This window comes from Pseudomonas sp. LY-1 (genome assembly GCF_053502595.1).
Window position 1 is genome coordinate 2458086 of the sequence record NZ_CP094353.1, and the last position, 22151, is coordinate 2480236.

20 protein-coding genes and 3 pseudogenes are annotated in these 22151 nt (G+C 59.2%); 18 read left to right on the forward strand and 5 right to left on the reverse strand.

Annotation, left to right across the window (positions count from 1 at the left end):
* The first annotated feature begins 126 nt into the window (after positions 1 to 126).
* The 4 genes from MOQ67_RS11350 to MOQ67_RS11365 are packed head-to-tail and all read left to right on the forward strand — an operon-like array spanning position 127 to position 2878.
* The gene (locus MOQ67_RS11350; protein WP_017846984.1) at positions 127 to 486 is read left to right on the forward strand and encodes a response regulator; all 360 of its coding nucleotides are present in this window, start codon (positions 127 to 129) and stop codon (positions 484 to 486) included.
* Positions 486 to 1097 carry a chemotaxis protein CheC gene (locus MOQ67_RS11355; RefSeq protein WP_017846985.1) on the forward strand — a complete coding sequence of 204 codons (612 nt, stop codon included), beginning with the start codon at positions 486 to 488 and terminating at the stop codon, positions 1095 to 1097. The genes MOQ67_RS11350 and MOQ67_RS11355 overlap by 1 nt, the downstream gene beginning before the upstream one ends.
* Positions 1098 to 1109: 12 nt before the next feature.
* Positions 1110 to 2438: an ATP-binding protein gene (locus tag MOQ67_RS11360; protein ID WP_017846986.1), complete on the forward strand. Its 1329-nt coding sequence runs from the start codon at positions 1110 to 1112 to the stop codon at positions 2436 to 2438.
* Positions 2439 to 2440: 2 nt separating this feature from the next.
* A complete protein-coding gene (locus MOQ67_RS11365; protein WP_017846987.1) occupies positions 2441 to 2878 on the forward strand; it encodes a response regulator in 438 nt (145 codons plus the stop codon).
* A 21-nt stretch (positions 2879 to 2899) separates the two neighbouring features.
* Here the strand turns inward: MOQ67_RS11365 and MOQ67_RS11370 are convergent, their stop codons facing one another.
* From MOQ67_RS11370 to MOQ67_RS11390, 5 genes and pseudogenes are all read right to left on the reverse strand, one after another.
* Complete coding sequence (locus MOQ67_RS11370; RefSeq protein ID WP_017846988.1) at positions 2900 to 3706, reverse strand: CheR family methyltransferase; 807 nt, start codon at positions 3704 to 3706, stop codon at positions 2900 to 2902.
* 21 nt (positions 3707 to 3727) lie between these two features.
* Positions 3728 to 4261 (reverse strand): chemotaxis protein CheW, encoded by a 534-nt coding sequence (locus tag MOQ67_RS11375; protein WP_102618299.1) that lies wholly within the window; start codon positions 4259 to 4261, stop codon positions 3728 to 3730.
* A gap of 42 nt (positions 4262 to 4303) precedes the next feature.
* Positions 4304 to 5960: pseudogene (locus tag MOQ67_RS11380) on the reverse strand (methyl-accepting chemotaxis protein).
* Positions 5961 to 6220: 260 nt separating this feature from the next.
* Positions 6221 to 6439, reverse strand: coding sequence for a hypothetical protein (locus MOQ67_RS11385; protein ID WP_152480457.1), 219 nt, complete (start codon positions 6437 to 6439; stop codon positions 6221 to 6223).
* A gap of 95 nt (positions 6440 to 6534) precedes the next feature.
* Positions 6535 to 7158 carry a hypothetical protein gene (locus tag MOQ67_RS11390; protein ID WP_198718154.1) on the reverse strand — a complete coding sequence of 208 codons (624 nt, stop codon included), beginning with the start codon at positions 7156 to 7158 and terminating at the stop codon, positions 6535 to 6537.
* Between the two features lie 432 nt (positions 7159 to 7590).
* Here MOQ67_RS11390 and MOQ67_RS11395 point away from each other — a divergent pair, with 432 nt between their 5' ends.
* From MOQ67_RS11395 to MOQ67_RS11460, 14 genes and pseudogenes are all read left to right on the forward strand, one after another.
* Entirely contained in the window at positions 7591 to 10488 is a 2898-nt protein-coding gene (locus MOQ67_RS11395) for a PAS domain-containing sensor histidine kinase (RefSeq protein WP_198718155.1), read from the forward strand.
* Positions 10488 to 11117 (forward strand): response regulator, encoded by a 630-nt coding sequence (locus MOQ67_RS11400; protein ID WP_017846992.1) that lies wholly within the window; start codon positions 10488 to 10490, stop codon positions 11115 to 11117. The genes MOQ67_RS11395 and MOQ67_RS11400 overlap by 1 nt, the downstream gene beginning before the upstream one ends.
* Before the next feature lie 70 nt (positions 11118 to 11187).
* Positions 11188 to 12465 carry a methyl-accepting chemotaxis protein gene (locus MOQ67_RS11405; RefSeq protein WP_372436606.1) on the forward strand — a complete coding sequence of 426 codons (1278 nt, stop codon included), beginning with the start codon at positions 11188 to 11190 and terminating at the stop codon, positions 12463 to 12465.
* A gap of 13 nt (positions 12466 to 12478) precedes the next feature.
* Positions 12479 to 12847, forward strand: a complete 369-nt coding sequence (locus MOQ67_RS11410; RefSeq protein WP_017846994.1) for a response regulator — start codon at positions 12479 to 12481, stop codon at positions 12845 to 12847.
* A 33-nt stretch (positions 12848 to 12880) separates the two neighbouring features.
* Complete coding sequence (locus MOQ67_RS11415; protein WP_017846995.1) at positions 12881 to 13198, forward strand: STAS domain-containing protein; 318 nt, start codon at positions 12881 to 12883, stop codon at positions 13196 to 13198.
* A gap of 4 nt (positions 13199 to 13202) precedes the next feature.
* Entirely contained in the window at positions 13203 to 15344 is a 2142-nt protein-coding gene (locus MOQ67_RS11420; RefSeq protein ID WP_177032505.1) for a chemotaxis protein CheA, read from the forward strand.
* 25 nt (positions 15345 to 15369) lie between these two features.
* A pseudogene (locus MOQ67_RS11425) lies at positions 15370 to 16350 on the forward strand (MCP four helix bundle domain-containing protein); the annotation flags it as partial.
* 192 nt (positions 16351 to 16542) lie between these two features.
* A pseudogene (locus tag MOQ67_RS11430) lies at positions 16543 to 17517 on the forward strand (methyl-accepting chemotaxis protein); the annotation flags it as partial.
* Positions 17518 to 17520: 3 nt separating this feature from the next.
* Positions 17521 to 18033, forward strand: coding sequence for a chemotaxis protein CheW (locus tag MOQ67_RS11435; protein ID WP_226926074.1), 513 nt, complete (start codon positions 17521 to 17523; stop codon positions 18031 to 18033).
* Positions 18034 to 18088: 55 nt separating this feature from the next.
* Positions 18089 to 18613, forward strand: coding sequence for a chemotaxis protein CheW (locus MOQ67_RS11440; RefSeq protein WP_026140027.1), 525 nt, complete (start codon positions 18089 to 18091; stop codon positions 18611 to 18613).
* A gap of 21 nt (positions 18614 to 18634) precedes the next feature.
* Positions 18635 to 19438: a CheR family methyltransferase gene (locus tag MOQ67_RS11445; protein WP_017847000.1), complete on the forward strand. Its 804-nt coding sequence runs from the start codon at positions 18635 to 18637 to the stop codon at positions 19436 to 19438.
* Positions 19431 to 19952 (forward strand): chemotaxis protein CheD, encoded by a 522-nt coding sequence (locus MOQ67_RS11450; RefSeq protein ID WP_104903551.1) that lies wholly within the window; start codon positions 19431 to 19433, stop codon positions 19950 to 19952. The genes MOQ67_RS11445 and MOQ67_RS11450 overlap by 8 nt, the downstream gene beginning before the upstream one ends.
* The gene (locus MOQ67_RS11455; protein WP_126585854.1) at positions 19949 to 21019 is read left to right on the forward strand and encodes a protein-glutamate methylesterase/protein-glutamine glutaminase; all 1071 of its coding nucleotides are present in this window, start codon (positions 19949 to 19951) and stop codon (positions 21017 to 21019) included. The genes MOQ67_RS11450 and MOQ67_RS11455 overlap by 4 nt, the downstream gene beginning before the upstream one ends.
* 371 nt (positions 21020 to 21390) lie before the next feature.
* Complete coding sequence (locus tag MOQ67_RS11460; RefSeq protein WP_017847003.1) at positions 21391 to 22143, forward strand: hypothetical protein; 753 nt, start codon at positions 21391 to 21393, stop codon at positions 22141 to 22143.
* Positions 22144 to 22151: the final 8 nt, after the last annotated feature.

Genomic DNA, 22151 nt, shown 5'->3' on the forward strand with positions numbered 1-22151 from the left:
CAATATCAGGATTGGATGATGGCTCTTTGCTAGATGTCGGGTTAGAGTGATTAAAAGGTTCTTGCGAATCTTCGTTTCTGCGACCCCTCCCGAGGCTGCAGGACACTTCATAATGTGGAGTGCATCATGAAAGTCCTAATCGCTGATGACTCATCCATGTCCCGCAAGCTGGTCTTGCGTTCCCTGCCAGAATCACTGACCGAAGATGTTCGCCAGGCCTGTAACGGTGCCGAGGTGATGGAGGCGTATCACGCCGGTTTGGTGGACCTGCTTTTTCTCGACCTGACCATGCCGGTCATGGATGGCTTCCAGACCCTTGAGGCGCTCAAGCGCGAGGATGCGAATGTGGTTGTCGTGGTGATCAGCGCCGACATCCAGCCGCTGGCCAGGCAGCGCGTATCCGATCTGGGCGCTGCTGCATTCGTCGCCAAGCCGGTTACGGCGCAAGCTGTACTCAATGCCTTGCACGTCATAGGGGTACTTTGATGGAAACCTTGGCCGCGCTAACCGAAGACCAACGTGACGCCTTGCAGGAATTGATGAACATTGCCATGGGGCAGGCCGCCGAACGACTGGCCCGGCTGACCAACACCATGGTTACGCTTTCGGTTCCTTTCATTCACCCACTGATCCGGGAGCAGGACAACCTGTTGATTCCGGACCATCTTCGTCGAAGCTCCATGATCGTCACCCGCCAGTCGTTCCTGGGGGAGTTACGCGGAGAGGTGTTCGTTTGCTTTGGTTCCATGGGGGCCGACAAGCTCGCCGAATTGCTCGGCTATAGCGACGGCGGCCCTGCGCAGCAGGAAGAACTGATGCTGGATGTCACCAACATCCTGTCCGGCGCCTGCATCAGTGGCCTGGCCAAGCAGGTGGCGATACAAGTGAGTTATGACGCGCCGTCGATTCTGGTCCACAGAGAAGAGTCCACGAACGCACTGGATGAATTGAACCTGAACGAACACCTGGCGATGGTGTTGGAAATCCGTTTCGAGGTGCAGGCTCATCAATTCTCCTGCGACCTGCTGATCTGTATCACCGAACGTACAGCAGGCGTTGTGGTCCGGGCCATCGATCGCTTGCTCTATGAGCTTTGAAGGGGCGTCTTCATGACAGACAACAAGGCAATTTCCCGGGAAACCCTTGAGTCGATGCTCAAGGCCATCAACATGGGCGTGCTGCTGGTCGACCATGACTGCAAAGTGCTGTTCTCCAACCACTTCATGTCCATCAACAGCGGCCGCAGCGCCGAAGAACTCGTCGGTCGCACGCTGTTCGAAGTGTTTCCGGAACTGCCCGAGGTCTGGACCCGGCAGAAGATCAACAGCGTCGTCACGCTGCAGAACTTTGCGTTCACCTCCTGGCAGCAACGGCCGCACCTGTTCAACTTCGAAAGCACCCGGCCGATCAGTGGCTTGGTCGGGCACATGTATCAGAACTGCACCTTCTTCCCGGTGCAGGACGCCGATGGTGGCAGTCTGGGGGTGGGCCTGGCGATAAGCGATACGACCGACACCGCTGCCCGCCAACTCGAACTGACGCACCTCAACGAGTTGCTGGAAGAGGAAAAGAGCGCCCAGGCGCTGCTGATCGCACGGCTCGAGGAGGCTCAGGCGCAGTTGCTGCAGTCCGAGAAAATGGCTGCGATTGGCCAGCTTGCGGCGGGCGTGGCCCACGAGATCAATAACCCGATCGGCTTTGTGTGCTCCAACGTCAACAGCCTGCGGCGTTACCTGGTGGATCTTTTCGCATTGCTCGACGCCTACGAACAGGCCAGTGACGAAAAACATGCGCAGGCTCATCCCGAGCTTGCGGCCATGCGGGACAAGGCGGATTACGATTTCATGCGGCAGGACATCGACGAGCTGATCGTCGAGTCGGTCGAGGGGCTGGACCGGGTCACTCGTATCGTCAAGGACCTGCGCGAGTTCTCCCATGTCGACAGTTACGAATGGCAGTTGGCCGATCTGCACAAGGGGCTGGATAGCACCCTCAACGTTATCTGGAACGAGATCAAGTTCAAGGCTCAGGTGATCAAGCGCTACGGCGATATCGAGCCTATCGAGTGCATGGGCTCGCAGATCAATCAGGTGTTCTTGAATCTGCTCATCAATGCGAGCCATGCCGTGGGCGTTGATGGCGAAATCATCATCAACAGTGGCAGGGAAGACGGCGGTGTGTTCGTCGAGGTCGTCGACAACGGTCACGGCATCCCGCTGGACATCCAGAACCGGATATTCGAACCGTTCTTCACCACCAAGCCGGTAGGCATGGGCTCGGGCCTGGGCCTGTCGCTGTCGTACAGCATCATCGTCAAGCACCATGGAAGGCTCACCGTCGAAAGTGAACCGGGCCGGGGCAGTTGCTTCCGCGCGTGGCTCCCGTTACGTCAGCCCCAGGTACAGGCCCACGCTACCTCTGCCGTTGAAGGATGCTGAGCATGAACACCACCGAGTTGAGCGAAAAACGCTACACCGTCATGCTGGTGGACGACGAAGAAAGTATCCTCAACAGCCTGCGCCGCTTGCTGCGTGGCAAGCCTTACGATTTGCTGCTGGCCACCAGTGGCGCGCAGGCGCTGAGCCTTTTCGAACTGCACCCCATAGACCTGATCGTCTGCGACGCGCGCATGCCGTTCATGGACGGCCCAACCCTGCTCCGTGAGGTGCATAAGCGCGATCCGCACTGCATGAATATCCTGCTGACCGGTTATGCCGACATGAGCATGATCACGCAGGCACTCAGCGATGGGTACATTTTTCGCTACATCAGCAAACCCTGGAAGGATGAAGAGCTTCAGCTCACCCTTGATGAGGCTTTGGAAATGCAATGTGTGCTGCGTGAACGTGACAACCCGAAGAAGCTCATCAGCGAATAGTGGCTCGACAGCTTCGGCGCCTCACGGTTTTTGATAAATCGAAGGCGCCACCAGCTTGAACGCATCGCTGACGCCGTTCAGGCTTTCCGAATGGCTGATCATGAAATAGCCGCCACGTCGCAGGAATGGGAGCAGGCGACTGACCACTTTTCGCTTGGTCTCCTGATCAAAGTAAATCATCACGTTGCGCAGGAAAATCACATCGAATTCGCCCAGTTGGGGCAGGGTTTCGATCAGGTTGACTTGTACGAAACTGACCCGCTGGCGCAGGGATTTATCGATCAGGAAGGTGCCTTCCTGCTGGCCGATGCCCTTGAGGCAGTATCGACTGAGCAAGGACTGCGGCAGTCTGTTCGCGCGTTCCATCGGGTAATGCCCGTTCCGGGCCTTGGCCAGTACCTGGGTGCTGATGTCCGATCCGATGACCTCCCAGGGCGTGCTGCGCAGGGTTTCGGCAAGGGTCATGGCCAGGCTGTAAGGTTCTTCGCCCGAGGAGCTGGCCGCGCTCCACACCCTGAAGGTCTTGCCTGGCGACGCGAAGGGCAATACCCGTTCGCGCAGGAACTCGAAGTGCTTGGGTTCACGAAAGAAATACGTTTCGTTGGTGGTCAACAGGTCCAGGGCGAACTGCAGTTCGTCGGGGTTCTCCTTGCCCATTATCATTTTGAAATACGCGCCGTAGCTCTCCAGTTCATGGAACTGCAGGCGCTTGAACAGACGCCCGGCAACCAGGGCTTTTTTCATGGGTGACAAGTGGATGCCCGCTGCACCATAGAGCCAGGACTGGAACTGGGTGAATTCACGATCTTCAAGATTGATCTGTTTCAATCCGAACTCCTTGTTCGTGACTTACAGGTCCTGGAGGCTGGGGCTGTCACCGGCGTCCGCCAGTTGAGACATTTCATCCATCGATAACACCTTGTCCACCTGCAAAACGATGACGAACGTGCCGGCGACCTTGGCCATGCCGCTGATGAAGTCAGGGCGAATGCGCGCGCCAAAGCTGGGGGCCGGCTTGATCTCGTCCGCCGGAATTTCCAGTACCTCTGACACACTGTCCACCAGAAGCCCGATATCCTGGGCCTGGTGGTCCTCGCTGCTGGCTTCGAGGATCACCACACAGCTGCGTCGATTCACCTTCGTGCATGGCTGCCCGAACCGTGCCTTGAGGTCCAGCACCGGCACCACGGCACCTCGCAGGTTAAGCACGCCGCGCACGAAGTCGGGCATCATCGGCACCGGAGTCACGTGTCCGTACTCGATGATTTCCTTGATGCCCTGGATATCGATGGCGAACATTTCGCCGCCCAGCAGGAGCGTCAGGTACTGCGCCTCCTGCTTTTGAATCGCCGTCGGCTGTCGGGTATCGGTTAACGCGCCCATGTCGCTCTCCTGCATGAAAAAAGCACCGCGTCCGGTTTGCGCTTAGAACCGCGTGAACTCGCTTTCGTCGGGGCCTGCGCTCTTGAGGAAGGTTTTCTGCGGGACCGCTCGCGGTGCCCGCGCCATCGCACGCGATACGCTGCTTGCCTGGCTGGATTTGCCCAGTGTGACGTTCGATGCCTGATCGCCTGCGTCCAGCCTGAAAAAACTCATGGCCTGCTGCAACTGTTCGGCCTGGGTACTCATTTCTTCGGCGGTGGAAGCGAGCTCTTCGCTGCTGGAGGCATTTTGCTGAGTGACCTGGTTGAGTTGGTTCATCGCCGAATTGATCTGCGCCACGCCGGCTGCCTGTTCTTCGGAGGCGGCCGTGATTTCCTGGACCAGATCGGAGGTCTTGTTGATCGACGGCAGCATCTCGCCAAGCAGATGGCCGGCCCGTTCGGCCATTTCGACACTGCTGGTGGACAGCTCGCCTATTTCCAGAGCGGCCACCTGGCTGCGCTCGGCCAGTTTGCGCACTTCGGCCGCCACCACCGCGAAGCCCTTGCCATGTTCGCCGGCTCGCGCCGCTTCGATGGCGGCGTTCAAGGCCAGCAAGTTGGTCTGGTAGGCAATGTCATCGATGATGCTGATGCGTTGCGCGATTTTTTTCATAGCCTGCACCGTTTGCTGAACAGAGTCGCCGCCGTCTCCTGCTTCCTTGGCTGCCTTGCTGGCCATGCCGTCGGTTATTTTGGCGTTCTCGGTGTTCTGGTTAATGCTGGCACTCATTTGTTCGATGGACGCACTGGTTTCTTCGACGCTTGCGGCTTGTTGGCTGGTGGTCTGGCTGATGGCCTGGGCGGTAGCGCTGACTTCCTCCGACGCGCTGGCCAGACCGTCGGCGGCATTGCGCACCTCACCGATAATCTGCGAAAGCTTGCCGACCATGGCCTGCATCGCCGTGAGCACACGCCCGGTTTCGTCCTTGGAGCCACCTTCGATCTTCACGGCCAGGTTACCTTCGGCCAGTTGGCTGGCCACATCCACGGCCCTTTTCAGCGGGGTGGAAATGATGCGTGAAATAAACAACGCCAGCGCGATACCCACCAGCAAAGCCACGAGTACCGCGGCGATGATGGACAGTCGCGCATTGGCGTAGATTTCGTTACCGCGTTGATTGGCTGCCGTGGCTCCGGCGTCGTTGAGGTCGACGAGTTTTACCAGGTCGCTGGAGATCTGTTCGAAGTCCCGTTTCGAATCCCCTTTGAGAATGACACTGGTCTGTTCCTTCAAACCCTGCCGCGACTCGGCCAACAGGTTCTTGCTGGTATTGAGGTAGCTGTTCCAGTTGGTCTTGAGCGTATCGAACAACGCCTGTTCCACTGGGCTTGAGATCAGCTCTTTTTCATAGCGCGCCATGCGGGTCTCGACTTCCTTGCGAGCATCGACGATCTCCTGTTCATATTGCGCCTGTTCCGTCGGGCTGTCGGCCATCAGATAGCGCAGTTCCTTGACCCGATAGTTGGCGACAAAAAAAACGAATGCCGGAGACAACCCGCACCGAAGGCAACCAGTTGTCGCGCATTTCAGTGGCAGTTTCGTTAACCAGGCCCAACTGGATGATGGCGAACACGCCCGTCATGGCCGTCAGCACCAGCACCAGCAAGAACGAAGTGATGAGCTTGGTAGCTATCCTTAAATCGTAGAACCATTTCATTGAAAGGCCTCTCCATGTGCGGTGCGGTTGGCTGAATTGCCGGGTTTGCTATCGTTCGAGGAATAAACAGCGGTTTGCCCAGGCGTTTGCTGGGCGCGTTGCCTGGTTGTCGGCGCGCCAGTCGCTCAATAGCAGGGCGCATGCGCCACAGGCAGCGGGTACGAGCGGTAAGCGGAAAAAAGTGCGAGCCTGAGGAAGCGGCTGCAAGTTGCCGTATAACGACATAGGTTCCTCCCTGAATCAGTAAATAGCGATCCTTCTCACATCAGCCTATCGGCTCGGGCCAAGATCAACTTGAGCGCAGAACAGGTCAGTCGTCGGTCAGCGGTAAAATAATTCGGTTTTACCGGGGCGGTAAGTAAGGGCTGTAATAAAAAACGGCCCGGCAGCGGTGGTTTATATAATCGGTAGACGACTGGCGCAGACGTGGCGTTATATAAATAGCGCGCAATCGCCGCGTGCGAGTCCTTCAAAGTCATGATTGCCTCCTGGTTTCTTTGTCCTATCCAGGTTTCTAAAGCCTTGGAACTCATAGGTTTTTCTATCAAGTAACGCTGCAGAACTTCTTGGTTTTCTACGCCTTCTGCAACGACTCGGTAGCCGATATTTTGAAGTTATGCAGAATACGTTCGCAAATTTGCTCAGGGCCCGGCTCATTCATTGAGAATGAAGCCGAATCGCGTCGGACTGATTTTATAAAGCAAGCAATTATTGGGTAGCACTTTTGTAGGCGCGACGTTATCGCCAGGATCAAGTCTTGCGCACAGATATAACCCGGTGCCTTGACTATATCGTTGAGGACTTTCGGCGTAATGACGTCGACTGCGTCAATCTCGTATGCGCTGTTTACCCGGTTCGTTTGATGTATATCTTCCTCAAACCTCAATCGATTAAACAACCCGGTGGGTTGGTCTATGAAGTTACGAGCGCGCCTGTTGCAGATACGCATCGTGACCCATTCAGTGAAGTCATTGAGCATGCCTCTGTCCAACTCGCTCATGGGCGCGCGCGTGACAGTGTCAATAATGCAGAGTTCATCGACGATTGAGACCCGCGTGACCGGCGCGTTGAAGTACGCCGAGGTGATTGCGGCGATTTTGTCGAAGACTTCGTCGGAGTCGCTGCCCACGGGGCAAAATTTGGCGACCTCTTTTAGCCTTTCAGCTTCATTCGACGGAATAGGAGCGCCTTCGCCCATGATGACCCTCGCAATTGCTTGGTTCTACCTACAAGGTATCAGGTGATGATGTCATTATGATATCATTTTTTCGTTCGCTGCAAGGCTCAAAGGTCTGCGCCTCGGCGGTGCGGGTGAGCATAGACAAGAAGTGATGCAAAACCCGCGGCCGCCCATGTGTATTGACTTGGATCATCTCCTGTAGCGCCTTCTCTTCTATCGTGCTGCAGCTCTTCGAAGCCTGATATTGGGCTACAGTTCGAGCAAAGGATTGAGTCGTGGGTCTGAAGGCGCTTTAACACGAGATAGACAAGTTGGCGGTGAGGGTCCGTGCTCTCGTAAAAAGGTCAATGTTCAGGCGTTTCCGATTTCCAGCGCTGCGTAGAAGGTTGCTAGGCGTTTTACCCGCCTTGCAAATATCGTTAAGTCCGTTCAACGACCGAGGGCACAGGGATGATGGCTCGCGACGCACAGGCAGTGGCTGACGACGATACGTTGCGAACCCTCGAGAGTGTGCTCGGCTGTCTGTCCATTGCGGTTGTGGCGCTGGACCGCGCCGCTCGGGTTGTCGCCGGCAATCCCGCGTTCGCCCATCTGCAAGTTCAAAATGGCGTTTCTCCGACAGCGGGCGGCGAGTTCATCGCCCTCCTGCGGCCCGAAGACCATGGACTGTTTTATGCCGCGCTAGAAACGGCCGCAGGGAACACGCGGGCTGGTTTCGCGGCATTGAGCAGAGGGGCGTGCGGGCTGGACGTTTCCCTGACGCTGTGGCGCGATGCGTATTTTATTGTCGAGGTCGTTGCCCGCCAGGGCGCGTCGGCCCCGCCATCCGAAACCGAAAGCTACGCGCAGATCCCGCTCAGGTCGATTTTCGATTCCTCCGGTACCGGCCTGGCGCTGGTGTCGCTGGACGGTCGTTGGCTACGGGCCAATGGCGTCATTTGCACATTGCTTGGGTATAGCGAAGCGCAGTTGCAAACCACCACGTTCATGGCACTGACCCACCCCGAGGACCGCGAGGTCGGCAAGCAGTTGATCGACGAACTCAAGCGCGGTGCGAGGTCGGGCGCGACGTTGCATAAACGCTATATCCATCGCGACGGGCGGGTGGTGTGGGCGCGGCTGACCGTGGGCATGGTGCGGGACGATCAGGGGCAGCCGCTCTGCTTTGTGTCCCAACTGGAGGACATCACCGAGAACTGGCAACTGCGCGAAACGCTGGTGGGCAGCGAACTCAAATTTCTCACCCTCGCGGAAAGTTCACCCAACATCATCGTTCGCTACAACCGCAACCTGTTGCGCACTTACGTCAACCCGGCCTTTTTGCGCTTGACCGGCATGTCTTATGACGAGTCGATAGGCGTGAGCCCCGACGAGGACGCGGGTGACTATATCAACCAGCTGCGCCATGTCGTTGCGACGGGCGAAACCGCGCAATTCCTCGACAGTTGGACCTTCGCGGACAGTACCGAGTTGGTCAGTTGTGCGGTCAGCCTGACGGCCGAGCGCAGCCCGACAGGCGAGGTGATCGGCGTGTTGGCGCTGGCCCACGACATTACCGAGTTGTGCAAGCAACAGGTCCTGGAAGACGCGCGCTTGGGGATTTTCGAAAAAATGGCGACGGGCGCGCCCCTGGAGGAAACGCTCGGGCTTCTGGTGGACTATCTGCAATTGGCCTTGCCCCATCGGTCCTGCCGGGTGCAGCTGGTAGCGCCGCTCGCCCCCGGCGCGGTGATGAATACGGCGTCTGCCGTAGGCTGGTCCGAGCCGATCGTGGACAAACAAGGCCACGTGCTCGGCACTTTCGAGTTGTCTCAGTCGTCCGGCACCGGGCCGGATGAGAGCGACATCCTGCGCGTGCGCCAGACCTGTCATATTGCGGCGATCGCGATCGAACGCTGGCAATCAGAGTCGTTGCTCCGCGAGCGCGAGCGTCGTTACCGTGACATTTTCGACCACACCCTGGACATGCTTTGCCTGCTGGAAATGACGGCGGTCGGTTGCCTGCGTTGTGTCGAGGTCAACCCGGCGTTGTTGCGCGCGCTGGGCAAACCGCATGCCGATGTCATCGGTGAGCCGCTGGAGTTGATCTTTGGTCGGTTGGGCGCGCAAAAAATCCAGGCGCTTTGTGAGCAATGCACAACCGCCGGGCGGGTGGTTGAGTCGGATGAGGGCATGGTGCTTCGCAACGAAGTCCGTCAACTGCACTTTACGCTGGTGCCGGTGGCGGATTCAGGGCGTGTGGCGGCACGGATATTGGTGATCAGCCGCGACATTACCCTGTTGATCAGGGCCCGGCAGAAAGAACTCGGACGCCAGCACGACATCAGCGCACTGGTCGAAAACAGCCCGGACGCTATCGCTCGGTTGAGTGCTCATGGCGAAGTGCTCTACGTCAATGCACAGTTGCGAAGATGGGTGGGCGGGGCCTGGCCGGAACTGATGGGCATGCCCATGGACGCGGTGGCGCCGCTGAACCACCAGTCTCAGCTGTTTCGCGAATTGGTGGCCCAAGTGATTCAGGAAAATAAAGCGACGGAGCAGGAGTTTCTGCTCTCGGGGTTGAAGAGCGCACCCAAAGTGGTACTGATCCACTTTGTTCCAGAGGTCGACGGCCAGCGGGTCGTGAGTGTGCTGGCGGTGGGGCGCGATATTTCCAGGCTGCGGGCTGCCGAGCGGCGCCTGGCCAACTCCAATGCACAATTGCGCGATCTGTCGACCCGTCGCGAAACGGCGCGGGAAGAGGAGCGCAAACTGATCGCCAGGGAGATCCATGATGAGCTGGGCCAGCACTTGACGGCACTGCGCATGGGGATATCACTGTTGAGGTTTCAATTCGGCGCCTCGACACCCGAGCTGACCCCGCAGGTCGAGCGGCTGATGGTGCTGACCGACAAGACGATCCAGGTCGTGCGTGATGTCTCCACCAGCCTGCGACCGTCCGCGTTAAACCTGGGGCTGGTTTCCGGTCTTGAGTGGCTGACCACCGAGTTCGTCACCTTGACCCGGGTTCCCTGTGTGTTACACCTGCCGTCGATTCCCCTGATGCTCCCCGATACCCACGTCACCGCCGCGTTTCGCATCGTGCAGGAGTCGTTGACCAATATCGCGCGTTACGCCGAAGCGACACAGGTCAGCGTCACCCTGAGCCCGCAGGAAACCAACTGGCTGCTGGAGGTCCAGGATAATGGCAAGGGGTTTGACCCCGACGCCGTCACCCGGCAGACCCTGGGGTTGGCCGGGATGCGTGAGCGTGGCCTGATGTTGGGCGGCAAAGTGATTGTTTTCAGCCATCCCGGACAGGGCACAACAGTCCAGGCATTCATTCCGATGCACAAGGATACGTATTAATGATTCGCATGCTGATCGCCGATGACCACACCATCATGCGCGAAGGGCTCAAGCAGTTGTTCATGCTGGTCGCCGATGTCCAGGTGGTGGCCGAAGCCGAGAGTGGCACGCAAGTGATCGAGCTGTTGCGCCAGGTCGAGATCGACCTGCTGCTGCTCGATATGAACATGCCGGGTATCAGCGGCGAAATCCTGATCGCCCGCCTGCATACCCAGTACCCGGAGCTGCCGATCCTGGTGTTGAGCATGCATAACGAAATCCACATTGCGCAACGCGCACTGCGCGCTGGTGCGCTCGGCTACCTCACCAAGGACCGCGACCCCGAGACCCTGTTGGTTGCCATGCGACGAGTGGCCAGCGGCCAACGTTACCTGGACCCGGCGCTGGCAGAGCAGATTGCCCTGCAAAGCAGTGGCCTGAAGCAACAGACCTACGTTGAAAGCCTGTCCGATCGCGAGTTTCAGATTCTGCGCTTGCTGGCTCATGGCATGAGCGTCAACCAGATCGCCGAACAGTTGGTCATCAGCAACAAGACGGTCAGCACCCACAAGACCCGGCTCATGGAAAAGATGGGGTTCGGCTCTACGGCGGACATTGTGCGCTTCGCCATGACCCTGGGTATTTCGTGAGCAACCCCCTTGTGTAGGGATTTTCCTACCTTGGTTGCCGGTATCCCTACCCTGGAATAGGGATGGTCCGATGGTCGTGGTGCCATTATTGGGCCAGTATCCCTCTCAAGCAATCGAACTGCCGATCAACCGGCGACGAGATGCTTCGATTGGGAGACAGACCGTGAGCGAACAGACCACACCCCCCTCGGCTGCTTTGATAGTGTTTCCGGTCGCCTTGGCCGGTCTGCTCGGAGGCCTTGCGGTTGCCTACAGCAATGACTTCAGCGCATGGGCTGTGGCGGCAGGGGGCGCGTTGTTGGTGCTGTGCGTTGGCTTGGGCCTTTGGGCAAACAGATGCTTCCAGGCGCATTGCAACAGCCTGCAACGCCAGCTCGATCAGCCGCCCGAGGTCTCGGCGACATTGGCCGTCGATAACGGCCTGGCAGACGTGTGCCTCAGCGTGCTTCCCGTTTGGTCCAGGCAGATTGAAGCCGCGCGCCTGATCAGCGAAACGTCCATCCTCAAGCTCAGCGAACGCTTTGGCACGCTGTCATCGAACATCAGCCACAGCGTGGCCAGCAACGGCGGGCAAGATGCTTCCCAGCAATTGGTCGACTTGCTGGAAGTCGGCCAGCGCGACCTCAATTCCATCGTGCTGGCCCTGCGCTCCGCGCTCTCCAATAAAGAGAGCGAACTCAAAGAAGTCCTGCAGCTCTCCGGCTTCACCGAACAACTTCAGCAGATGGCCAAGTTTGTCGGTGACATCGCCAGTCAAACCAACCTGCTTGCCCTCAACGCCGCCATCGAGGCCGCGCGCGCCGGTGAAGCGGGGCGAGGTTTTGCGGTGGTCGCCGATGAAGTGCGCAAGCTGTCGAGTATGTCCGGCGAGACCGGGCGCAAGATCAGTGAAACCGTGAATACCGTCAACGCGGCCATTGCCCGCACGGTGCAAATGTCCCGCCACCACGCTGAACAAGACACTTTGACCCTCGCGGATTCGGAGCGTGTGGTCTCGCAGGTCATCGAACATTTTCGCGGTACCGCCCAGACCCTCGTGCGCAACAGCCATGACCTGCAACAGCAGAGCGCCAACGTCGCCGACGAGATTGCCCAGGTGCTGGTCGCCTTGCAGTTCCAGGACCGCGTCAGCCAGATGTTGACGCTGATTACCCGCGACCTGGACAAGCTCCAGCAGCAATTGGACGAGCGCCAGGCATCGAGCCTGAGCGGGCATTCCCTCAGCCCGATGGTCAGTGATCGTTGGCTGCAAGAGCTTTCAACGGCCTACACCATGCCGGAGCAACACGCTATCCATGGCGGTAACACGCACGCCAAGTCCGATGACAGCGAAATCACCTTTTTCTAGAGGAGCTTTTCCGATGAGCAAAACCATTCTGATCGTCGACGACTCCGCCTCCATCCGGCAGGTGGTCAGCATCACTCTCAAAGGCGCGGGTTATGACGTGATCGAAGGCTGTGATGGCAAAGATGCGCTGAGCAAACTGGACGGACGCAAAATCCACCTGATTGTCAGCGACGTGAACATGCCCAACATGGACGGCTTCAGCTTCGTCAAGGCGGCCAAGCTATTGCCGGCCTACAAGTTCACGCCGGTCATCATGCTGACCACCGAGGCCAGTGATGCGATGAAGCAGCAAGGCCAGGCCTCCGGTGCCAAGGCGTGGATGGTCAAGCCCTTTCAGCCAGCGCAAATGCTCACTGCCGTCTCCAAGTTGATCCTGCCATAGCAATGACCAGCGACCGCTGGCCAGGAGGTTTCCATGAAAAGCACCGTACCGATGCTACGTCGAATCCAGGTCATGGAAGGCCCCCTGACGATCTACACCGCCACTGAACAAAAAGACCTGTTGTTGTCGTTGTTTCCGCTGGCGCATGAGGTTGAGTTGGACTTGTCCAATGTCGACGAACTGGACAGCGCCGGTCTGCAATTGTTGATCCTCATCAAACGCGAGTCGCTCAAGGACGGAACACAGCTGTTGCTGAGCAACCCGAGCGCGACCGTAATCGAAGCAATACGGCTCAGCGGTCTTGACGACTACTTCGCCAATCCGCTTTTCGCCCAGTCGCTTGGAGCATGATCGTATGGCCCAGCCCATGAACATGGATGACGTGCTGCAGACTTTCATTGCCGAGAGTCGCGAGCTCCTGCTGCAAATGGAAGACGCACTGCTGCAGATCGAGAGGTCGCCGCAGGACCTCGACACCATCAACGGCTTGTTCCGCGTGGCCCACACCATCAAAGGCTCGGCCGGCTTGTTTGGCTTGATGCCCATCGTTGAGTTCACCCATGTCGCCGAAAGCGTCCTGGACCGGGTCCGCAGCCTGGAAGTGCGCGTCGACGAGGCATTGAGTGCGTTGTTTCTCGATGCCCGTGACCATATCGGCCAGTTGATCGACCTGCTGGCCGAGGATGGCAACCTTGACCGATTGGACGAACCGCTGCGGGTCCAGGGCCAATGCCTGGGCGAGCGGCTCGCGCAGTACCTGGAAGGCTCGGTGCCGAGCGCTTCGCCCGCTCCAGCCACGCTGCCGGCGGACGAGCCGGGCGCAAGTCCCGGCCACTGGCACTTGTCCCTGCGCTTTGGTCCGGATGTATTGCGCAACGGCATGGACCCGCTGGCGTTCCTGCGTTACCTGAGCACGTTGGGGCAGTTGCTGCATACCGTCACACTGTGCGAGGGGTTGCCGCCGTTTGCGTCGATGGACCCGGAAACCAACTACCTGGGCTTTGAACTCGCGCTGCTCAGCGATGCCTCGCGGGAGGTCATCGACGGAGCCTTTGATTTTGTGCGCGATGACGCGCTCGTCCAGATCCTTGCACCGCAAGCCTCTGTCCAAGCCTGTCGCGCGCATCTCGACGGATTGCCGGAAGACAATGCCGTGCTGCTTGAGCTGCTGGTGCGTTGCGGCACATTGACGGAGTCCCAGGCCCTGCTCGTCACCCAGGAGGGTGAGCATGCTCCAGTCGAGATGCGCGGCGAGCTGGACGCACCCCCCGATTCAGTCGCGCCGTTGATCAAGGCCGGCAAGGGCGCGGCGAGCAACGAAGGCAACCTGATCCGCGTCGATGCCGCCAAGCTGGACCAACTGATCAACCTGGTTGGCGAGCTGATCATCGCCGGAGCCGGAGCCAACCTGGTGGCAGTGCGTAGCGGGATTGGCGAGATGATCGAAGCCACCAGCCTGTTATCGCGCTTGGTGGAAGAGGTGCGTGACTCGGCACTGACCCTGCGCATGGTACAGATCGGCGCGACATTCACGCGCTTCCAGCGGGTGGTGCGCGACGTCTCCAAGGAACTGGGCAAGGACATCGTGCTGCAGATCGGCGGTGGCGAGACCGAGTTGGACAAGACCGTCGTCGAACGTATCGGCGACCCGTTGACGCACTTGGTGCGCAACGCCATGGACCATGGCATCGAGGCCGTATCGACGCGCCTTCAACGGGGCAAGCCGGCCCAGGGCACGGTACGCCTGAATGCCTACCACGAGTCCGGCAGTATCGTGATCGAAGTGTCGGACGACGGCGGTGGCCTGGCCAAGGACAAAATCCTGGCCAAGGCCCGCGAGCGTGGCCTGGTGGGGGACGGCCAGCTACCGGCGGATAAAGACATCCTGAACTTGATTTTCGAGCCGGGCTTCTCCACCGCCGACCAGGTCAGCAACCTGTCCGGCCGCGGGGTGGGCATGGATGTGGTCAAGCGCAATATCACCGCGTTGCGCGGCAGCGTGAGCCTCGAGAGCGAAGAAGGGCAGGGCACAACGGTACGGATTCGTCTGCCGCTGACCCTGGCCATCATCGACGGCTTTCTGATCGGGGTGGGCAAGGCCTCTTATGTCATCCCGCTGAACATGGTGGAGGAGTGCATCGAGCTGGCGCCTGGACAGGGCGCAGACACCGGCTACTTGGACCTGCGTGGAGATGTGCTGCCGATCCTGCGCCTGCGGGACATGTTCGATGTGCAAGAACCTCGAGGCAGTCGAGAAAACGTGGTCGTCGTGCAATACGCCGGCCTGCGTGCTGGCTTGGTGGTCGATCGCTTGCAGGGGGAGTTTCAAACCGTGATCAAGCCATTGGGCAAAGTGTTTGGTGAGGCCCATGGGCTCGGCGGGTTCACCATCCTTGGCAGTGGAGCCGTCGCCCTGATTCTGGATATACCCAATTTGTTAGGACACGTTGCCAAGGACGCCACCCACCGTTCGATCCCAAGTCCGTTATCGACTTAATGAGCGTCATCAGGAGTTCCTCGCCATGACCGTTATCAGAAATATCATGCTGTTGGTTTTCACCGCAGCGCTCGGCGTTGTCGTGTTGGGTGGTACCAGCCTTTACCTGGCCGGTGAAATCAATACGAGCGCCAGTTATGCCAACACCAATACCGTGCCCAGCTTGCTGGAAATCGACCGTGCGGCGGCTGCGTTCACCGACCTTCACACCCTGGAATGGCAACGTCTGAACGATTCCGAAAAAAACTTCGTGTCCAGCTATGCACAGAACGTGGCACAGAACTTCAGCGCGATTGGCAAAGCCCTGGATCACTATGAGGCCGCATTGGTCTCCGACGACCATGACGCAGCACTGTTGAAGCAGTTACGTGGCCGCTTGGCTGAATTCGCGACCCTGCAGGCGCATTTCGACAAGTTCATCGACGACGGTGATCAAGCCTCGGCCCGCGCATTGATCGAGGCGAGCCAGCCATTGCAGAGCGCGGTGCTGACGACGATCGGTGAGCTGCGCGAATACAACCTGGAACTGGGGCGCAAGGGCCAATTGGTTGCCACCGCCACTGAGAAGAATGCCCGCTCCCTCATCCTGCTGGTCAGCGCGCTGACATTTTTAGCCACGGCGTTGGTGGGCGCACTTCTGGGACGCAACCTGATGCGCCAACTCGGCGGCGAACCGGTGGCCGTGCGCGCTTTCGCCGCTCGCTTGTCAGCGGGGGAGCTGGATGCCAAAGCCACGCTCAAGCCCGGTGACACCACGAGCTTGATGGCGTCCATGCAACAACTGGGCGCGAGCCTGCATGGGCTGGTCGCGGAGATAAACCGCATGTCCAGTGAACACGACAAGGGCGACATCGATGCACAGATCGATGCTGGCCGCTTTCATGGCAGTTACCGCTCCATGGCCCAGGGCATCAACGAGATGGTCAACGGCCATATCAGCGTGAAGAAAAAAGCCATGGCCTGTATCCGCGCGTTCGGCGAAGGCAATCTGTCGGCACCGCTTGAGCAATTTCCCGGCAAAAAAGCCTTTATCAACGAGAACATCGAGCAACTGCGGGCCAATATCCTGGCGCTCGTCGAAGACACCAGCCAGATCAGCGACAGCGCGCTGATCGGCAAACTCGATACCCGGCCTGACGCCGCTCGGCATCAAGGTGATTTCCGCCGCATCATCCTGGGGATCAACGGTTCGCTGGATGCGATCATCGTGCCGATTACTGAAGCCATGGATGTCTTGTCGGCGATGTCCAATGGCGACCTGACCCGGACCATCAACGGCGACTATCAAGGCAAGTTCCTGGAACTGAAAAACTCGGTCAACGGCACCGTGGAAAAACTCTCGGAAATCATCGGCGAAGTGCGCGGCTCAGCCGATTCGCTGTCCAGTGCTTCCGAGGAGATCTCCGCCACTGCGCAAAGCATGGCGCAGTCGGCGTCCGAACAGGCCGCGTCGGTGGAGCAGACCTCGGCATCGATGGAGCAAATGTCGGCGTCCATTGCTCAAAATACCGAAAATGCCAAGGTGACCGACGGCATGGCGGGTAAAGCCAACAAGGAAGCCTCGGAAGGCGGTCGCGCCGTGAAGGACACGGTGGCGGCGATGAAGACCATCGCTGAGAAAATCGGCATCGTCGACTCCATCGCTTACCAGACCAACCTGTTGGCGCTCAACGCGGCGATCGAAGCGGCGCGTGCCGGCGAGCACGGTAAAGGCTTCGCGGTGGTGGCGGCCGAAGTGCGCAAACTGGCCGAGCGCAGCCAGATCGCGGCGCAGGAAATCAGTGAAGTGGCTAAGAACAGCGTGGCCTTGGCGGAACGGGCGGGCAACCTGCTTGACGAGATTGTGCCCTCGATCGCCAAGACCTCTGACCTGGTGCAGGAAATCGCGGCCGCCTCGGAAGAACAATCCATCGGTTCCGAGCAAATCAACAGCGCGATGTCGCAGATGAGCCAACTGACCCAGCAAAACGCTTCGGCCTCCGAGGAACTGGCGGCGACGGCCGAGGAAATGAGCGGCCAGGCCGAGCAGTTGCAGGAACTCATGGGCTTTTTCAGCGTACAGAGCAAGCGCGCCGGGCGGACCGCCTCGATGCCCGTGATCAATCGCGCGGCATCCACGTTCGACCAGGATACCCGTGCGGTGGAGAGCGGTTTCGTCCGCTTCGGGAGCTGACCCATGAGCGCCACAGCCGTTATGCCAAACACTTTGGAGTCAGCGCCGCAGGTCGATGAGCCCTTGCAGTACCTGACCTTCTTGGCTGACCAGCAGATGTATGCGGTCAATACACTGAACGTTCGCGAAATCATCGAATACAACCAGGTGACCACGGTGCCGATGATGCCGACATTCCTGCGCGGGGTGATCAACCTGCGCGGTTCAGTGGTGCCGTTAGTGGACCTCAAGGCGCGGTTTGGCAAGGGTGTGACGGTGCTGGGCAGCCGAACGTGCATCGTCATTCTTGAAGCGGCGAAGGAGGGCGAGTCCCAGGTGCTGGGGGTGGTGGTGGACTCGGTCAGCGAAGTGATCGAGATCCTCGATATCGATATCAAGCCCGCGCCGGCCTTTGGTAACCCTATCCGTACCGACTTCATCCGGGGGATGACCAAGGTGCGAGGTGCTTTTGTCACGCTGCTGCAAATCGAGCAGGTGTTGTGTGTCGATGAGATGGCCGGCTTGATGCGAGCTTGACGTGTACGACCGCGCCTCCCGGCGCGGCCGCAAAGTAATCGATGCGAGGTGAGTCATGGCGTTATCCATCGCAAGTCCAGGTAAAGCCACGGTCTCGAGCCCTAGCCAATACCTCACCTTCGAGTTGGGGGATGAGATGTTCGCCGTCGGCACGCTCAACGTGCGAGAGATCATCGAATACGGACCGATCACCAGCGTGCCGTTGTTGCCGCCCAGCATCCGCGGCGTGATCAATCTGCGCGGCGCGGCGGTTCCGGTGCTGGACCTGGGCGTGCGCTTTCGCGGCGAGCGCACGGTGCAGACCTCGAGGACCTGCTTTGTGATCCTTGAGGTACAGGCCAATGCCGGGGGCAAGCCGGTGGGCATCATTGTGGATGCGGTCAGCGAGGTCCTTGAAATCGCCGATCAGGATATCGAACCGTCCTTGAATTTCGGGACCGATGTCAGAGCGGACTTCCTGTTGGGCATCGGCAAATTGGAGAGCGGTTTTGTGTTGTTGCTGGATATCGGTCGCGTGTTGTCCCTGGAACAGGTCGATGTGCTGGCAACCCTTGATCCCTTGCTGCCTTCAACTGCCTGATTGTTTTTTGGGAGTGTCCTCATGAACGTGATTCTCTCCGATGCGGAGTTCCTGCAGTTTCGCACTCTCATTCATCAAATCGCCGGCATCAGCCTGTCGGATGCCAAAAAACAGTTGGTGAGCGCTCGGCTCGCCAAGCGCCTGCAAGTGTTCAAGCTCAATACCTACGGCGCGTACTACAAAGTGTTGATGAAGGACGCGACGGAACTACAAGTGGCGGTCGATATGCTGACCACCAACGAAACCTACTTCTTCCGCGAGCCCAAGCATTTTGATTTCCTGCGCGATGTCGCACTGCCCGAACTGCGTGGCAGCGGGCCTTTGCGTGTATGGAGCGGCGCCTGCTCGAGCGGTGAAGAGCCCTACACCCTGGCCATGGTCCTGGCGGACAGCCTCGGCGGCCGGCCCTGGGAAATCGTCGCATCGGATATCAGCAGCCGGGTACTGGAAACGGCCCGCCAGGGGCGCTACCCCCTCGAAGGCACGCGCGGCATTCCCCAAGCGTTGCTCAACAAATATTGCCTCAAGGGCGTCGGCGCCAACCACGGTTGCTTCATGGTCGAACCGGCGCTGGCGTCGAGGATCGATTTCCAGGCCATCAACTTGAACAATCCGCTGCCGAAACTGGGAATGTTTGACGTGATCTTCCTGCGCAACGTGATGATCTATTTTGACAGCGAGACCAAAGTGCAAGTGGTCAAGCGCCTGGTCAGCCACCTCAAGCCCGGCGGCTATTTCCTGGTCAGCCATTCGGAAAGTCTCAATGGCGTGACCGATGAACTGCGACTGGTCAAGCCTTCGATCTATCGGAGGCCGCATGCCTGACACCCCACCGTCCCGCGAGGTGTACCTGAATCCCGGCGAGTGGTTTTTCGGTTCAGGCGCCATTCGGCTGCGCACCGTGCTGGGCTCATGCGTTGCATTGGTGGTCTGGCATCCGCGGCGCTTGTTGGGCGGCATGTGCCACTACCTGCTGCCCCGGCGCGCAGTGAACAGATCGGCTGCACTGGATGGTCGCTACGGCGATGAGGCGCTCCAATTGCTGCTCGGCCGAATGCACGCGATCAAGGTGCCGCCGACGGAGTTCAGAATCAGCGTGTATGGCGGCGGGGATATGTTTCCGGGGCTGGCGCGTTCGGACAATCACTACGTTGGCCAGCGCAATGTCGAGCAAGCCAGGCACCTGCTCGATTCGCATCATTTGCGGTGTCACAACTTTCATGTGGAAGGCGTGGGTTATCGAACCGTGGTGTTCGATCTGGCCAATGGCAACATCGAACTCAACTACCTGGCCCTGCATTGGCCACTCAGCAGCCCTCATGGAGAGCGTGCGATATGAGCCTTATCAAAGTACTGATCATTGACGACTCCGCGGTGGTTCGCCAGGTGCTGACGGCGACCCTTGGGCAAGACCCGGCCATTGAAGTGATCGGCGCGGCGGCGGACCCGGTGTTCGCCATGGACAAGATGAACAAGCAATGGCCGGACGTCATTGTGCTGGACGTCGAGATGCCGCGGATGGATGGCATTACGTTCCTCAAGAAACTGATGGCCGAACATCCGACGCCAGTGGTCATCTGCTCCACGCTGACCGAGAAGGGCGCGGCCACCACCATGCAAGCGCTGGCGGCCGGAGCGGTGAGTATCGTGACCAAGCCGCAACTGAATTTGCGTCAGTTCCTGACCGACAGTTCCGATGAATTGGCCGGTGCCGTCAAGGCCGCAGCCCGGGCCAACATGAAACGCATGGTGCCGTCCAGCGAGCGAGCCCCGGTCAAGCTGACTGCCGACGTCATACTGCCGGCGAGCACGCAGGCCATGGCGCGCACCACCGAAAACATCGTCGCCATTGGTACGTCCACCGGCGGCACGCAAGCCCTGGAGTTGGTGCTGACCGCCTTGCCCAGGGTGTGCCCGGGAATCGTGATCGTGCAGCACATGCCGGAACACTTCACCGCGGCATTTGCCGAGCGGCTCAACCGCCTGTGCGAGATCGAAGTCAGGGAGGCGAAAAATGGCGACCGGGTCATTCCCGGTTGTGCGTTGATTGCTCCCGGCGGCAGGCACATGTTGCTCAAGCGCAGCGGCGCCCAATACCTGGTTGAAATCGTTGATGGGCCCCCTGTCAGCCGGCACCGCCCTTCGGTGGACGTGCTGTTTCGTTCGGTCGCCCGCAGCGCCGGCGGCAACGCGCTGGGCATCATCATGACGGGCATGGGGGACGATGGCGCTCGCGGGTTGAAGGAGATGCACGACAACGGCGCGCTGACGCTGGGCCAGAATGAAGAGTCGTGCGTGGTGTACGGCATGCCTAAGGAGGCCTTCAAGCTCGGTGCGGTGGAGCGCGAGTTGCCGCTCGAACAAATTCCAGCCGCGATTCTGCAGTCCATGCACATGCGCCGCTGACGGTTGATGCTGGTGAACCGAGGTTTTTTGCGCGCCTGGGTCGGGTTGGGCGGCGAGGGGGCTGGCTGCGCCGAAACGGCTTGGGAAGGTGATGAGTTCCGTATCTCAGCAGATGCTCTTCCTACCTGGGCGCTGGAAACTTTCAGCGCGATCAGGAACCGACTCCCACAGTTCTGCCACACAGGATAAGCCTGCTTCCGCTGGTTTGCTTGACGATTTGTCGATCGTCGGGGCGCCTGGAGCGCTGAGGCAAGGCGTCTGATCAAACCGAACTGGAGAACTAAATGTCGGCATCAGTATTCATGCAGTCTGTCGCTCACTCCTCTGATGACAAGTCTTTCAGAGACCCCATGTCCATTGCCGAGCGGTCTATGAGCTCATCGGCCAGCCAGAGCCTGTTCTGGGATTCGTATCACTTCGGCTCAGCATTCGGCAGCACGTCGTCGCGCCCGTACTTCGGCCACGGTCATTATCACTCGGGGCCGCCGCAACGTCCGCTGCCCGATAATGTGCGCCCGAACCCCGGCCCACCACCGCGCCCAACCCCCGAGCGGCCGGACCCGCATTACTCCAAGCAAAGCAATCAGCAACTGGCCCAGGCGCTGCTGAGCAATTACGGCGCGTTCAGGGAAGGGCATTTTTCGCGGCAAGTCACCCTCGAAAGCCTGAAGAAAATGGCCGAGCGACCGTTGACCGGCAACCCGCAGATGGACGCCAATATCCGCCTGGCGAAGGAACTGCTGCGGCGTCCCGAGCTGGTACGCGCGCTCGATCGAAACATGAGCACCGGTGCTTCGGATGGCCGCTTGTCCAGGGACGACATTATGAGCGTCATCGGTTCCGATAACCCCTTTAAACTCAAAGACGACAAACAGCTGATCAAGGAAATGCTCGGCCATTTCCAACAGTTGAAGGGCAACGGGCGGGGCGACAGCATCAAGCTCGACAAGCTCAAAGAGTTTGCGGCGCAAGCGTTGACGGGCAACCCCTTCACTGACCATCTCATCCAATTGGCCAAGGAAGTCATGGCCCGTTCGATTCTGCAGGGGCGGATGGACAATGTTGACGAGTGGCAGCGCGACGGCAAGATTTCGCGACGCGAACTGCTGAAACTGCTGCGTTAACTCGGGCA

Coding starts and splice junctions, on each gene's coding strand:
- MOQ67_RS11445 (WP_017847000.1), top strand. CDS start 18,635: ATGAACGTGATTCTCTCCGATGCGGAGTTCCTGCAGTTTCGCACTCTC.
- MOQ67_RS11435 (WP_226926074.1), top strand. CDS start 17,521: ATGAGCGCCACAGCCGTTATGCCAAACACTTTGGAGTCAGCGCCGCAG.
- MOQ67_RS11450 (WP_104903551.1), top strand. CDS start 19,431: ATGCCTGACACCCCACCGTCCCGCGAGGTGTACCTGAATCCCGGCGAG.
- MOQ67_RS11355 (WP_017846985.1), top strand. CDS start 486: ATGGAAACCTTGGCCGCGCTAACCGAAGACCAACGTGACGCCTTGCAG.
- MOQ67_RS11400 (WP_017846992.1), top strand. CDS start 10,488: ATGATTCGCATGCTGATCGCCGATGACCACACCATCATGCGCGAAGGG.
- MOQ67_RS11440 (WP_026140027.1), top strand. CDS start 18,089: ATGGCGTTATCCATCGCAAGTCCAGGTAAAGCCACGGTCTCGAGCCCT.
- MOQ67_RS11455 (WP_126585854.1), top strand. CDS start 19,949: ATGAGCCTTATCAAAGTACTGATCATTGACGACTCCGCGGTGGTTCGC.
- MOQ67_RS11460 (WP_017847003.1), top strand. CDS start 21,391: ATGAGCTCATCGGCCAGCCAGAGCCTGTTCTGGGATTCGTATCACTTC.
- MOQ67_RS11365 (WP_017846987.1), top strand. CDS start 2,441: ATGAACACCACCGAGTTGAGCGAAAAACGCTACACCGTCATGCTGGTG.
- MOQ67_RS11385 (WP_152480457.1), bottom strand. CDS start 6,439: ATGACTTTGAAGGACTCGCACGCGGCGATTGCGCGCTATTTATATAAC.
- MOQ67_RS11350 (WP_017846984.1), top strand. CDS start 127: ATGAAAGTCCTAATCGCTGATGACTCATCCATGTCCCGCAAGCTGGTC.
- MOQ67_RS11405 (WP_372436606.1), top strand. CDS start 11,188: ATGGTCGTGGTGCCATTATTGGGCCAGTATCCCTCTCAAGCAATCGAA.
- MOQ67_RS11360 (WP_017846986.1), top strand. CDS start 1,110: ATGACAGACAACAAGGCAATTTCCCGGGAAACCCTTGAGTCGATGCTC.
- MOQ67_RS11395 (WP_198718155.1), top strand. CDS start 7,591: ATGATGGCTCGCGACGCACAGGCAGTGGCTGACGACGATACGTTGCGA.
- MOQ67_RS11410 (WP_017846994.1), top strand. CDS start 12,479: ATGAGCAAAACCATTCTGATCGTCGACGACTCCGCCTCCATCCGGCAG.
- MOQ67_RS11375 (WP_102618299.1), bottom strand. CDS start 4,261: ATGGGCGCGTTAACCGATACCCGACAGCCGACGGCGATTCAAAAGCAG.
- MOQ67_RS11415 (WP_017846995.1), top strand. CDS start 12,881: ATGAAAAGCACCGTACCGATGCTACGTCGAATCCAGGTCATGGAAGGC.
- MOQ67_RS11390 (WP_198718154.1), bottom strand. CDS start 7,158: ATGGGCGAAGGCGCTCCTATTCCGTCGAATGAAGCTGAAAGGCTAAAA.
- MOQ67_RS11420 (WP_177032505.1), top strand. CDS start 13,203: ATGGCCCAGCCCATGAACATGGATGACGTGCTGCAGACTTTCATTGCC.